Genomic DNA, 13,237 nt, shown 5'->3' on the forward strand with positions numbered 1-13,237 from the left:
GTACCTCCTATTATTTTTGAATTAGGCCTCAGCTAAAATCCCTTGTGATTTAAAGATCGTTCGTACTTCTTGTACATGCTCATCAAACGCCGGTTGCCTTCTCGCTTGAGCATTACGTGGACGGTTTAATCGAATCGGAATCTCCTTCAATATCGTTCCCGGTCGCCCTGACATGACGACCACTTTATCTGACAAGAAAATCGCTTCTTCAATACTGTGGGTAATAAAGACCGTCGTAAAACCAAACTTATTCGATAACTTTAAAAGGTCATACATCATCTGTTCTCTCGTTAACGCATCTAGCGCACCAAATGGTTCATCCATTAATAATAGTTTTGGATCTTGAATTAAAGCCCGACAAATCGAGACTCGTTGCCTCATGCCACCTGATAGTTCATGTGGGTATTTATCTTCAAAGCCTTTTAACCCAACCGATTCTAATAATTCCAAAGCCTTCGAACGATTGGTTTGGTGGTTTTCACGATGAAACCAAGTAATGCCCTTCACTTCCAAAGGAAACAATACATTTTCTAAAATCGTCCGCCACGCGAGCAGAACGTCTTTTTGAAACACAACCGCTGAACCTTCCGCTATTTTTTTCAAAGGAGTCTCGTTTATAACGACCTCTCCGCTAGATGGTTTCTCTAGACCAGCAATGATTCTCATAATCGTACTTTTCCCGCACCCACTTGGACCAACAACCGATAAGAACTCCCCTGGTTCGATCGAGAGATAAATATTTTTTAATGCTTGAACGTCACCCGATTTTGTATTGAAAATTTTTCCGACATTATTCAGTTCCAATTTCGTCGTCATCTTATTTGCTCCCTTCCGCTTTTGTCGCGTTATACCAAGGCATCACGAACCGCTCTACAAGATGTACTGCAAAAAATAACATCATCCCTAGAAGTGCTAAAGCAAACAATGTCGCAAAAACCATCACCGTATCTAAACGATTATTGGCCGTTAATTGTAAATAGCCAAGCCCTCTTTCTGACGCGACAAACTCACCGACAATGGCTCCAACTACGGCTAACGTAATCCCGACCTTGAAGCCACCAAAAAGATGAGGCAACGCGTTTGGAAGTCGTAAGTAGTAAAAAATTTTCCATTCCGAAATCCCAATCGAGCGACCAAGGTCATGCATGTCCGAATCAAGGGAACGGAAGCCAACAACCGAATTAATCACAATCGGGAAAAAGGAAATTAAACTCGCGAGAAGCACCTTTGTCGCCAAACCGTACCCAAACCAGATCACAAGAATAGGAGCAACCGAGACCATCGGAATACATTGAATCGCAATAATAATTGGATAAAAAGAAGACGCTAAATAACGGGAGTATACAATCGAAATCGCCAGCGGAACCCCGACTAGTAAACTTAATCCAAACCCTAAAAGTACTTCTGAGAGAGTTGTAAGGGAGTGACTGAAAATGAGACTAAAATCACTTATAAATTTGCTAATGATCTCAAGCGGCGAAGGGAGAATATAGCTTGGGATATCCATTAACACCGTTAGAACTTGCCATAAAAGCCCTAGTCCGATTAAGGTCAGCACCGACCAAAGAAATTGTGGAATTTCAACCTTCCTTTTTTTAATCATCGTATCCGCTTGACTCATATTTGCCATTTTCACTTTTGTTGACTGCATGGTTATTCCTCCTTACATTTCATTTCATTCTTAACGAACGGCCTCAATCAGTTGCGGTGCTGGTGCCTCAGCTAGTAAGTCGGTATTCGTTTTTAATGGATAGGATAGATGGATGGCCAATTGACTTAATTGTTGCTTGACTCGTTTATTCTCTGGCTCAGCATTCAACCAACTAATGATTTGCTCAATTTCCTTTAACTCGTAAAAACGGGAAACATACGCGAGAAGTTGTCCATATTGAAGCATATTTCCACTTCCTAGTGGGTTAAAATAATCTCTTAGATTATCGGAACCAAGTTGAATCGGCACCCCTGCTTTCGCTAATTCTTTCACTCTAGTTAGAGAGCGTGTCGCAATCGCCGTTGGGCATGTCGTAATGGTCATTCCTGATTTCGCTACCGCTTCAATCGTATCGAGCGCCACCTTGTCATCCACATTTGCGAGTGAGCAACAATGAATCGCCGTCACTTTATTTTTTAATTCTCTTTCCGTTGTAACCTTGGCTAAATAGGGAAGGTTAAAATCATCCGCTCTTCCGGTTTCATCTGTATGGAATTCAATCCAGTCAAGGTTTCCTTCCTCCGCAATACCGATGATTTTATCGATATGTTCTTTTCCATCTTGGTCCATACTCGTATGGCCGCCAACCCCATTCACCCCCATCTTGATGGCTTCACGAAGAAGAACTTCTGTCTCTGGAAAGCGCTCAAAGCCTTCTTGATTAAAAGCAACGAGATCAAGGACCAACCTGTCTTTCCATTCTTGCTGGACTTCAAGAAGTGCCTCGACTGCTCGTAATTCAAATAATGGATCGACATCTACATGCGTCCTCACATACGTCGTACCGTACTTATGCATTTTTTCAAGGGCTAATGAAGCCGCTACTTTAATTTCTTCTTTAGACAACAGAACTTTCGCATTTCTCGTCCATTCCGCCCTAATCGGTGCCGGTTCGTCTTGATACGAATTTGGTGGGATTAAAAACCCTTTATCGATATGTGCATGATAGTTTTTCCAGCCCGAATAGTTCATGAGCGTCCCCCTTCCATAACCCGTACAACTGGGGCAATTAAGTTGGCTCCTTGAGGTCCTTGATGCTCTGAACCAGCCGAGCATAAAATACGGGTTTCCCCAACATAACTGCCGACAACAGCATTCGCTACCGCTTTAGCAACGATACCGGCATGCATGGCTAGGGCGTCTGTATGAATCGTATGCCGTTTACCACGAACCGTTTGAATCGCATCAGCCCCAGCATTGACAAAAACATTCACGACTTGCTCCTGTTGATCACCCGTTAAAAAAGAATCTGTTTTAAGTCCCGCATCTTGAAACGCAGCCTGCATACCCTTTAAATCCAACCCATCCTCCATCACACCGGCTCCAATATACAAATCACTTTCAGACGCTTTCGAGTTCCCCATGACAATCACTCTTGCCGCCACTTGCTCTTGACCAGCAGATACAGACGTTTTGTTCGAGTAGAGAGAATGATCTTGATTGAGACTGTCTTCTCTAATGTCTTCTCGACTTACTTCTTGTAAGGCAACAGCTGCCCCTAATGCCGAAGCTGCTTTTGAAAGTGTCCCCCCTACGCCCCATGGAGCCTTCACCTCAACACATTTCACATCATCCAACGATTCAATCCCCGCTTCTAACATCGCCTTTTGTACCGCTTCTGTTACTAAATCGAGCTGGGTTAGCGTCCCAATTTCATCCTTTTTTAAAACCGGCGTTGAAGCGACCCCAAATGCAAACCGTTTTTCTGCTCCTGTTTGGTTGGATTCTCCCTTTTCCTTTTTAATAAAAAGCGTATAATGCGGAGTCATCAAACCACCCGTTTTTCCAATCATCATCATCGGAATCGTATCAAATACCTCTTGTTGACTAATGTTCAACCTTTCTGATAACAGAATCTGAAAAGCCAACGTAGCATACCCTCTCGAATATCCATCTCCTTCCGTCTGAGCAATAATCGCTTTAATATCCTCTGCTTGAACTCGTTCCTCATTTAACAATTTTTCTAAAGCTGAAACATCACCAGGATGCTCCATATCACAGCGAATTAATTGATAGTTCATTCGACAAACCCCTTTTCTGAATATTTCGTGTTTTTAAGTTAATTTAATCTTAGCATTCAGAAAAGCATGAGTAATTGTTGTTTATTCACAATAAAAACGAAATCTTTTTAGTTACTTTCGCTAATTTTATCGCCCATAGTCAGATCCCATCCACACTCTCGTTATATTTTCTCTCGAACAAGATTCAAAACAAGACAAAAAGCACATGCAGGATTCGACAGGTGCTTGGGGGTTTGAACGATTAAGTTAAACTCTAAATAATAATGCCTGACCCCGATATGTTATGCTGTACAGTAATCGGGGGCAGGCACATTCAATTATAGGGAATTATTTTCATTGTATGTAAAAGATATTACTTACTAACACTTGATTCTTTTAAGCTTCCGATTTACTTCATTTTTATAAAAATAATCTGGATCAAACTTCCGACCACCTGTATCTTTTTCAGCCCATAACAACATATCGTCATATTCAGGGTGAGTTTCCTCATTGATAATCTCTAAAAACCCTTCATATCCACCAACCCCTCCCACATCTTCAGGTGGACGATTTCTAGCACCAGCCATACATATAGGGTAGTTGATTTCGTCATCATCTATTGTAACAGTACCTTCAATTACAATGTCATGTCTCCATGAATCACCAAAGTCATACTCATATAAAAAACGTTTATGCTCATTAAAAACAGAATCAATTTTTACCCTTTTTGGCTCCTTTTCCACTTTATGTAGCGGAATATCAGGGTCAGGGTGTTTAATGAGGTAATCCGGAAATTCGAATAAAAACAAATGATAATCTTGCCAATCAAAAGCAGCTTGAATTATCTTATGAAACTTAAAAAAAGTAATGCCGTTTGGAATCATTAATCTTCTCCAAATTGGAGGTTCAATATCTTGTAACGTAATCTTCACTTGATAGTAGGTTCTTTTTTCACTCATCCTTCAATCCTCCTTGTTATGAACCCCTCAGGTGGTGAAGCCTTGCCGTATCTTCATCATTTATAATGTACGTTTTTTTTACTTTACATTGACGCAGCAATATACGTGTGGCTTGAGGGGCTTTAATATTATAGACATTGCCGTACGGAGTTAATCCAGGTACGCATACGGAGTGTGCCCCCCAGACCGTGGAGCACCTAACAACGGCATCGATGATTTCAATCCACGCACCCATATAGAGTGCGACACTTGGTTTGGGGACATTATTCGGTTGGATTGGATTTCAATCCACGCACCCATATAGAGTGCGACAGCGGAGTTTTTGAAGCTATATACATCAACACTTCAAACACCTTTAAGTGCGAACCTCTGCAGTTAAACGTTAATCATTCTAAAAAAGACACTCAAAATAGTTAATTTCTATCTATATTTAACTATTAAACTGCGTCATATAAGCGTTTTTGTTAAACTACTTAAACAGTGCGAATCTCCCAGGGATTTTATGAGAGCTTCCGGTTCGCACCGACCAGTTTTTTAAGGATACATGATTATGCAACAAGATTCTTTTTTTCCATTACTCATCGATAGTTTTCATAATTTTTTTAAGAGCACGGCACAAACGGTTCAGAAAATAAGTCTCTAAGTTCTTGCCACTTCATATCTCATCCCGCTCTTTTCTTTTATTATAAGCTACAGTTGTTTACATCTCGTCTCTAACATTGAAACTGGAGTAAATAGGACAGAAACACTTAGTACTAGAAGAAATTATGGTTTTATCACAACTTCTCCTCGCTTACCTCACTCGTTTTGGCAAATCTATTTTTTCTTGATAAGGGACAAATTGATTTAATTCATCATCAATATATTTAATCCCTTCTAAATTCAATGTATCATCCTCTACTGTAAAGCGTGTAATTTGAATTTCATTAGGATAATCCGTTAATTGCTCTTTTTCCATGGAATGAATATTAATCGAATAGACATTTCCACCTACACAGACTGTCCCCATGCCATAACCAATAATGGCTAGTACATTATCATCGTCCAACCAAGAAGCATATTTAGGAACTTGCTCATCCCCCTCTGCCTTAAATAAAGTTACCTCATGTCCTGTTTTTAAATCATATAAATAAAGGTTTCCCGTACATTCCCATTCTAGAGGAGTAATATAAATAGCTTTTGTCTTCTCTTTTGAAAAAAGAGGTTTTGAAGGTGAATCATTCGCTATTATGGTTTTCTTCCCATTTGGGTCTACTTGAAAAATGACTTGTTCCGTTTCATCGTAATGTAATTCATACATTTTATTCAGCTCCTTCTGTGAAAAGCATAACTAGGTACTCTCTACTTAAAGACCAAACTCCTTTTGTAACATCACAATTAACTCTTCTGCCGTTTCTTTATCAAACTGAATCGATTGGCTAACACTTCCTTTAAATTCTCTCGTTTTAGTACCATACGTATCAATCTGTAAGTATTTCTTACGTCCATCATTGAAAGTAGAATAAGACCATGTTACCTCATCATGAATTCGATTTCTCACTTTTGATATTTTTTTCATTTCATTTTGTCTGATAAGTGCCATAACTCTGCCTCTTTTCTTTAATTTAATCTCTACTAAGATATTAAAAACTAAAATCTCTACAATCCAAAAAACTCTGATACTTTATCAATAGTGTACTGACTATTTAACTTAAACGCCGTGTTCTGATTAGCCTTTAATCCTTTTTCTTTAAATGCCTTTTCTATTGGTACTGTTTTGATCCATTCCACTTTTACTACGTACTCACAATTATCTAAATCCTCTTTATCGTACAAAATATCAGGACCGTGAAGCTCTAATTCTTCCATTCTTTTTTCAATCCCATCAACATCGAACGTTACCTCTTTTATCGGTTGAGCGGTTTCAATAACTTTCCCAATTCCTATGTACCCAACAGCTGGCATCATACAAAAAACTCTTGCTCCCACAAATAACGAATGTAAGGTTCGTGAATACCATTTTCCGCCACCTGCAGAAACAAATCCATATTTTACGGCATCTTTCCAACTTCTTTTCGTTCCAGCATCTAAAAAATTAACAACAAAGTCCTGCTTATTCCATTTCTCTTTCTTCTGTTTTACTTCTTTATTGCTTGATTTCTGCTCAACATTGTGAGGGTCTAATAACCAGCTTCTCGTAATAAATTGCTGGCCTTCTTCTTCAAAATATCGAAAGAATACAGCATTAATCGGTACATCAAAATTAGTAGAGAGATAGTTAATAATCCTTTCCGTCTCGCTATCTAAATAAGAGGATATGATCACCATTTGATGTGATTCATTTAATTTTTCAGGAAGTGATTGCTCAAATTTTTGGGCAAATGCTTTTTCTAAATGCTCTTTATTCTTGTCTTCATAAATGTCTAATATTCTCTCAAAGGATAAGTTTTGTACCCAGGAGGCATAATCAAGAGTTTGCGCCACTACTTCCCTTGGGGTTCGCTCTTTCTTTAACTCAATAATATGGAGATTGCCTTCCTCATCCATCGCCAGCATATCAATAAACTTCCCGAAGTCGGTTTGTATTTGCCTCCCAATAAGTAATAAATCTTCAGAAATAATCGAGAGATCTTTAACTAAAATATCTTCCAGTTTCCTTTCTGATTCAATAGCTGAAAATGATACTTTTTTAATACCGTCATTAATCTTCCAGACTCCTACTTCAATCGGCATTAAATCCCCTCCAAGTACAAGTTATTTTAATTTAAACCCTTTTTTACAAAAACTCGTCTCTGCTTTTCTTATCCTAATTCCATAAAATCAACCATTAACCTAAACACTTTCGAAGGTGTTTCCTGTAACTCACTTAAAGCTATTTCTTTATGATGTTTATCCTTTTTAAAGCATAGTCTGTTCTCTTCCTTTAAAACTTCAACCGTAATATCTTTAAAGTGGAATGCTTCGATCGAATTAGCTCTGTCTAGTTCGTTTGAATCCAACTCCACTTTTATTCGATCAGATACTCTTCTTAACATTCTCCAAACGAGTGTTTCTTCTTTTGTTTTCATAAATAATTCCGGGAGCTCTGTTGCTTCTTTAAGTTGTGATAGAGTGGTTATCATACTTCCCGCTATGCCATAGTTCACTGGTTTTATGACTTGTTTTAAATTAATCCAGGAATCGACCACAAACCTTACTTCGTTTTGTATAACGTTCACATCGCTTATTAAACCGTAACATACGACTCCATTTTCTCTATTAGCTGTTTGGCTAACATACAAAGCTAGATATTTGGATTGCTGCCATGACTTTCTTAATTGATTCATCGGTATTATCAAACTAACATTTTGCTTACAATACACATAGTGTTCCTCCGTTGAAACAACGCCTACTAACACTGACTCTTCTACCGCTGCTCTCCATTCATCCTTTGTGCCAATAGGCAATACCCCTTTTTCTTGGATTTCTTCAGGACTTTTTTCAATTAGATGATGAATCAGCTGTTCCACTAAGCTTGTAGCAGATGGCAAAAAGGGTAACCCACCAATGTTAACTTCATTGATGCTTTTATAAAAAGGATGCTCCGTATAAGCATCTTCTGAACCGAATGGAAATAAAACATAGGCACCAAAAGCTGTTCGTTCATACGGCCCATTCGTTCTGGCGACAATAGAATCTCGATAACGATGCATTGTATTGATATCCTCTTCTAATGGTCCTGGAGACTGATAACGGCGCTGGTAATAACTCTCCTCTAAAGCAAAATCAACGCGGTATTTCGCATCAAAAATATAATTAAATTGATAATCTTTTCCTTTTTTTTCGATAGTTAATAAAGTATCAGGCTTTTGTGTAGTCGTTGGATTTCGCTCTGTCTTTTGATACGTTAATGTGATTCTTTCTTTTGTATAAGGGTGCTCAAATATCCTTTTAGCCGACTGTTTCGTATCTAAATTAATAAATAATCCATCCCGATTCACTTTTATAATATCTTGATTTACTTGTTTATATTTACTGGTAAGAATTTGCCCCATTTTTAGAAAGGTCCAATACTCATACAGTTCCGCAACATCCTTCACGGACATTTGATAAAGCTTCCCTTGTAAAGCTAACCCTTTTGATACAGTCAAATAGATTTGAAAAGCATCCCTATAACCTGGTGCCATTTGCATCACAAGACTTATATTTTGCTGAGTAGCTCCCTTAATGGCTCGCCAAAAATTGTTTGTTAATTTTGTCCTTAAAACCTTTGTCATTCCTTCTATTTCATTCTCAAGATGTTCGTTTCTATCGACTTGCCTCCAGCCATATGACTTCAACTTACTTAACAAACCATCTAACTTTTCAATTAAACAATTCGTCATCCATTTAATAGTACGGTTCTCTGCAGTATCATAAATGACATGCTTTTGTGCATTTAATCCTTTTAGCGGAATGATCGTTTGATTCTTAAGCTCTATCCCTTTTTCACTCGGTACAAAAATTGAAGGATTCTTTCTAAAATAACTTCTTCCTGAGCTATCTAATCGTTTAATTTTGTCCGCTCTCACTTTTTTATAGGACTTTTCAAGCTTATGATGTGGTTGTTTTTCAATTCTCTCAATGGCCTTCACGTATGATTCAAAGTGAAAGGTCATTAATCGGAAGAATTCGGCTAATGATGGCCGTCCATCCAGTTTGATTTGAGCCCCTAAATACGTCTTCTTTAGAAAATGATAAGATAAATTGTAAATCTCATCATTGACCTCATCAATTAATTGCTTATAATCCCTTTTATAATCTAACTTAGAAGGATAAACTTCCATCGTCACTGTTAAGATAACTGTTTCATCAGAACGGATTTCGAAAGTTGAAAGACCTACTTCACTTCGAAAATTAAGAGTTCCCATTAACAGATAATTTCCACCAATCTCAACACGACTAATTGAGTTTCGTAAACTTAAATGTTCATGATAAAAGGTTAAGTTCGGCTTTCCCTTTGGAGAGATAATAAGTTGATAACTACTGTTCTCAAAAAAGATAGGCCGCTGTTTTGAATAGGGTTGTAAGCTTTGTTTTTCTACATCAAAAACCTTCACAACCCCTACAGCTTCACCAAAAACGTCAAATTCCATCTCATCATGAAAATCCATCGTCCGGTATTGCTTTAACCCTTCATAACGCTGGTGAAAAGGTTTTCCTTTAATCACTAAAGAGAGATAATTTGTTTCAATAAGAACAAGTTCAACTTCCTTATTGACTGATCCAGAAGGAAGTGAAACCATCGTCTTCTAACCTCCTTAGCATATCTGCTATTTTTTCAGTGCTTTTTGGATATTTAGCATCTTGGATATCTTCCGTTACTATATCAGCAGCCTCTGCAATTACTTTATTCGTAAATACCTTATATAATCCTTGTAACACACCCTTTATCCGACTATCACTACCAGCCAGTCTCGGTAAAATCTTCTGTAACAAACAATTATCAATTGCTTCATTCATTGATAAAAGATTGTAAGATTGGCTATATGCAACATAAAAACAAATTTCATCACGTACACGATAACCAACATGAGACCCGTTCACCTGTAAGACCTCATTGACTTTCACTAAAAATCGAGTTACTTCCTCCACTAACTGTGGCATTGACTGATACAAGTCCTTTAACGTTAAATACTGTGATTTAAACTTATCATTATGTAAAATAACAGCCGATTTCTCTTCTTGCTCCATTAAAAAAGATAGATTGTCCAGCTTAACTCGGTTGAATTCAATTGTGTTCGCTCGATCCAAAACTTTTTTACTAAAAGGATAAGTCGTTTCATCCATATTGACCGTCCCGATTAGATACAGATTGGAAGGGATATAAACCTCTTTCCCTTCTACGTCAAACGGCAATACTTTAGACGTAATTTGCTGACCATCCTTCCATTTCTTACTTTCCATCACACTTAATAAATCACTAAAATAATGCTCAACCCTAGCTAAGTTCATCTCATCAAGTAAAACAAAATAGGAGTTAGTAGGGTCATCCATAGCTCGCATAAGGACCTTTGTAAGAGGACCGATATTAAAATCTCCTTTTATATCAACATAGCCAAGTAAGTCAGAACCGTCACTCCAATCTGGCCTCACCGGAATTAACGTAAAACGGCCGTTTTCCTCATCCGCTCCAACACTTTCAGCAAACCAACGAACCATCATTGTTTTACCAGTTCCTAATATGCCTGATAAAATAACAAAAGGCTTAGCTTTCAAGGACAAGAAAAGATTCGTCACTTCTTCTTTCTCATAATAAAATCCCTTACTAGTTATGTAAGAATGAATATGGTCAACTACTTCAGGAATCTCAATATCTACCATCTCTTCTCTTATAATTTCTCTCTCTTCTTGTATAGATTCCTGTTGATAATTTGATTGCGTATTCTCATTCCTTGGTCTTCCTTCTTCTATTTCAATATATTGCTCATAATAGCCAATCATTTTTTCTAAATCCGATACTAAAACCTCTTCAGGCGGTAATGCATCTGCTGAGTATTCAATATAGGCAGCTGTGGATTTGGCATAGCCTTTCCCTCTTTGAGCTTCTCCTAAAATAATTTCATCATTCGTTTTCACTTTCGGCTCCATCTCAATTCGTTCCCGAAACTTCTCTTTGACCTCAGCCATTCTTTCAGGTTTAGTTTCTTTTATCCCTTGTCCAAAGGTTAAATACAGTCTTTTCATTTCCTCATGGAATAAATAAACAATATAATACCCACTCTGTGTCGTCTCTGTAATCTCTTTATTCATGAGTGCTAACCATGGATTATGCGTCCATTTCCCCATACCTACCGAAGCTTTCACTAAGTATCCATCATTAATAAATGGCAAAGTCTTGATTTCATCAACTAGATTTCTTGTAATTAATTGACTCATCGGATGTGCCGCAGACAGTTTTTCGTTTCTTGCTTTTATGTATTCCTTAAATATGGATTCAAACGTAACGCGCAGATTTGTAGTAGTCATATCTATTTGCCCCTCAACTTGCCCATATTTATTTTCCGGCTGGAAATTTTCATCAACTAGTTCATAATGTTGAAGCCAATTTAAAAGGTTTGTTACTCGTTCAACTCCAAGAGATTCAACCAGATAATTTTCACCTCTAGAGTTTTTAACAAGTTTCATTGCCAGCTCAATTAAAACTCTCTTTTTAGCTCGTGGCTCTTCATCTTCTAATAAAAGCAAAGTATCCATTGCCATTCTAAAAAAACTGTTATCTAATATAATCTTTTGCATGTAAAGACTTTTATCTGATGCCTGGCTATAATTTAATATTAATTCATCTTTTTCTTGATGAGTGTTATCTAGAAATCCAAGCATTCTAAGGTCTTGCCTAGCCCTCGATTTAATTCGATACAGCTGAGGATCGTCCCTTAGCTCTTTACTTAAATTTGCTGGTACATACTTACCACTAACTACTTCATCTAAAAATACGATTACTTTTCTTATTTGTTCAGACGGTAAATCATCTGTTTTGAACTCTAATAACTTCACTGTAAGAGTGTCATTCTTTTTACTCACCATTACAAAAGGAAACTGGGCAAACAAACTAGCAATTATCAAGCTTTTTGGCTCCGTATTAACTTGTCCCACTCGATAAACTCTACTCTCGAAAAAACGATTGAATTCTTGTTTAATTAAGGTTAGCGGTATAACGATTTCCTTATCATATAATTGGAAAGATAGGTGTTCTTTGTTTTTTTGTTCCAAATTTATAATCCGCTCGGAATCAATAAGTTTAAAGTTTTTCGTTTTTTCAACTAACGCATTCAATAATCCAGTTAACATAAGTAACCATTCCTTGTAATCATTTGTATTACTTTTATTTTATACGAATTGATTCTTATGTAATAGGATTAATTATCTAAAATATTCATTTTATTCTTCCAGCTTCTATAGATACTAAAAATCCCTGCCACCTTTAAGGAGACAGAGATCTCATAAGCTCTTTTAATTTTCCCTATTCCAACGTTTTAACATAATAAATCTTAATTATGCCTTTTAGTTTTAGTCCCATTTGTTTAACCGTAATACTCCACAACCCCTCACTTTCATTTCATCAGAAAATTCATAAAAAAAGACCATATCAACATTTAAGTATATGGACACATGTGTTGTCTATTTAGTTTTCACCTGGGAAAAGGACGGCTAAAGTAACAACATCCTTATCTATTAGCTTATAAAGTCCTTTTTGGATAGCGACCTTAATAACTCTGTCGTATTCATGCCTTTTCCATTTTCGTACTGCTCCATGCTTTCCTTTAACATACGTTTGAGTTCAGGATTTTTTTCAGCTTCAGCTTTTATGGATTGTTCATCATCTTCTTGAAGAACAAGGGTAAACTTCCCTTTTCCAGGAATAGAAAACTGAAATACAGAATTTTCACTATTCATATTAGAGATATACTTCATTAGCTCTTCGGAAGAAAAGATTTTTGCCATAGTTATCACCACCATTATGATCCTTTTCTCTTAATAATAACATTTTGATTAATTGAGAACAAAGACATCGTCAAAGGTTAAAGGAATGTAACACCATTCTCTACACCAAGAAATTATCCGCGAAT

Annotated in this window: 11 protein-coding genes; all 11 read right to left on the reverse strand. The window is 37.1% G+C overall.

All coding sequences use genetic code 11. From position 1 onward, the window contains the following. Positions 1–21: 21 nt before the first annotated feature. Positions 22–816, reverse strand: a complete 795-nt coding sequence (locus AA0017_RS15000; protein ID WP_003323433.1) for an ABC transporter ATP-binding protein — start codon at positions 814–816, stop codon at positions 22–24. 1 nt (position 817) lies between these two features. Then, a complete protein-coding gene (locus AA0017_RS15005; RefSeq protein ID WP_413375680.1) occupies positions 818–1,651 on the reverse strand; it encodes an ABC transporter permease in 834 nt (277 codons plus the stop codon). Positions 1,652–1,681: 30 nt separating this feature from the next. Then, a complete protein-coding gene (locus tag AA0017_RS15010) occupies positions 1,682–2,683 on the reverse strand; it encodes an amidohydrolase family protein (RefSeq protein ID WP_413375682.1) in 1,002 nt (333 codons plus the stop codon). Beyond that, positions 2,680–3,732 (reverse strand): ring-opening amidohydrolase, encoded by a 1,053-nt coding sequence (locus AA0017_RS15015; protein WP_413375684.1) that lies wholly within the window; start codon positions 3,730–3,732, stop codon positions 2,680–2,682. Before AA0017_RS15015 ends, AA0017_RS15010 begins: the two co-directional genes overlap by 4 nt. Positions 3,733–4,091: 359 nt before the next feature. Beyond that, positions 4,092–4,670 carry a plasmid pRiA4b ORF-3 family protein gene (locus AA0017_RS15020; RefSeq protein WP_413375686.1) on the reverse strand — a complete coding sequence of 193 codons (579 nt, stop codon included), beginning with the start codon at positions 4,668–4,670 and terminating at the stop codon, positions 4,092–4,094. A gap of 793 nt (positions 4,671–5,463) precedes the next feature. After that, on the reverse strand, positions 5,464–5,970 hold the full coding sequence (locus AA0017_RS15025; protein WP_413375688.1) for a DUF4652 domain-containing protein: 507 nt from the start codon (positions 5,968–5,970) through the stop codon (positions 5,464–5,466). 45 nt (positions 5,971–6,015) lie between these two features. Further along, entirely contained in the window at positions 6,016–6,252 is a 237-nt protein-coding gene (locus tag AA0017_RS15030; protein WP_413375690.1) for a hypothetical protein, read from the reverse strand. A 56-nt stretch (positions 6,253–6,308) separates the two neighbouring features. Next, positions 6,309–7,382: an endonuclease NucS domain-containing protein gene (locus AA0017_RS15035; RefSeq protein ID WP_413375692.1), complete on the reverse strand. Its 1,074-nt coding sequence runs from the start codon at positions 7,380–7,382 to the stop codon at positions 6,309–6,311. Positions 7,383–7,450: 68 nt separating this feature from the next. After that, entirely contained in the window at positions 7,451–9,913 is a 2,463-nt protein-coding gene (locus tag AA0017_RS15040; protein WP_413375695.1) for a DUF2357 domain-containing protein, read from the reverse strand. Continuing rightward, a complete protein-coding gene (locus AA0017_RS15045; RefSeq protein ID WP_413375697.1) occupies positions 9,882–12,458 on the reverse strand; it encodes an McrB family protein in 2,577 nt (858 codons plus the stop codon). The genes AA0017_RS15040 and AA0017_RS15045 overlap by 32 nt, the downstream gene beginning before the upstream one ends. 384 nt (positions 12,459–12,842) lie before the next feature. Beyond that, positions 12,843–13,112: a hypothetical protein gene (locus AA0017_RS15050; RefSeq protein ID WP_413375699.1), complete on the reverse strand. Its 270-nt coding sequence runs from the start codon at positions 13,110–13,112 to the stop codon at positions 12,843–12,845. Between the last annotated feature and the right edge of the window lie 125 nt (positions 13,113–13,237).

The sequence above is a fragment of the Alkalihalobacillus phoenicis genome (assembly GCF_047302405.1).
Taxonomy (GTDB): domain Bacteria; phylum Bacillota; class Bacilli; order Bacillales; family Bacillaceae_D; genus Alkalihalobacillus.

Excerpts from the sequence above, each read along its gene's own strand:
- AA0017_RS15020 (WP_413375686.1), bottom strand. The coding sequence starts at position 4,670 with ATGAGTGAAAAAAGAACCTACTATCAAGTGAAGATTACGTTACAAGAT.
- AA0017_RS15030 (WP_413375690.1), bottom strand. The coding sequence starts at position 6,252 with ATGGCACTTATCAGACAAAATGAAATGAAAAAAATATCAAAAGTGAGA.
- AA0017_RS15040 (WP_413375695.1), bottom strand. The coding sequence starts at position 9,913 with ATGGTTTCACTTCCTTCTGGATCAGTCAATAAGGAAGTTGAACTTGTT.
- AA0017_RS15005 (WP_413375680.1), bottom strand. The coding sequence starts at position 1,651 with ATGCAGTCAACAAAAGTGAAAATGGCAAATATGAGTCAAGCGGATACG.
- AA0017_RS15025 (WP_413375688.1), bottom strand. The coding sequence starts at position 5,970 with ATGTATGAATTACATTACGATGAAACGGAACAAGTCATTTTTCAAGTA.
- AA0017_RS15035 (WP_413375692.1), bottom strand. The coding sequence starts at position 7,382 with ATGCCGATTGAAGTAGGAGTCTGGAAGATTAATGACGGTATTAAAAAA.
- AA0017_RS15050 (WP_413375699.1), bottom strand. The coding sequence starts at position 13,112 with ATGGCAAAAATCTTTTCTTCCGAAGAGCTAATGAAGTATATCTCTAAT.
- AA0017_RS15015 (WP_413375684.1), bottom strand. The coding sequence starts at position 3,732 with ATGAACTATCAATTAATTCGCTGTGATATGGAGCATCCTGGTGATGTT.
- AA0017_RS15000 (WP_003323433.1), bottom strand. The coding sequence starts at position 816 with ATGACGACGAAATTGGAACTGAATAATGTCGGAAAAATTTTCAATACA.
- AA0017_RS15010 (WP_413375682.1), bottom strand. The coding sequence starts at position 2,683 with ATGAACTATTCGGGCTGGAAAAACTATCATGCACATATCGATAAAGGG.
- AA0017_RS15045 (WP_413375697.1), bottom strand. The coding sequence starts at position 12,458 with ATGTTAACTGGATTATTGAATGCGTTAGTTGAAAAAACGAAAAACTTT.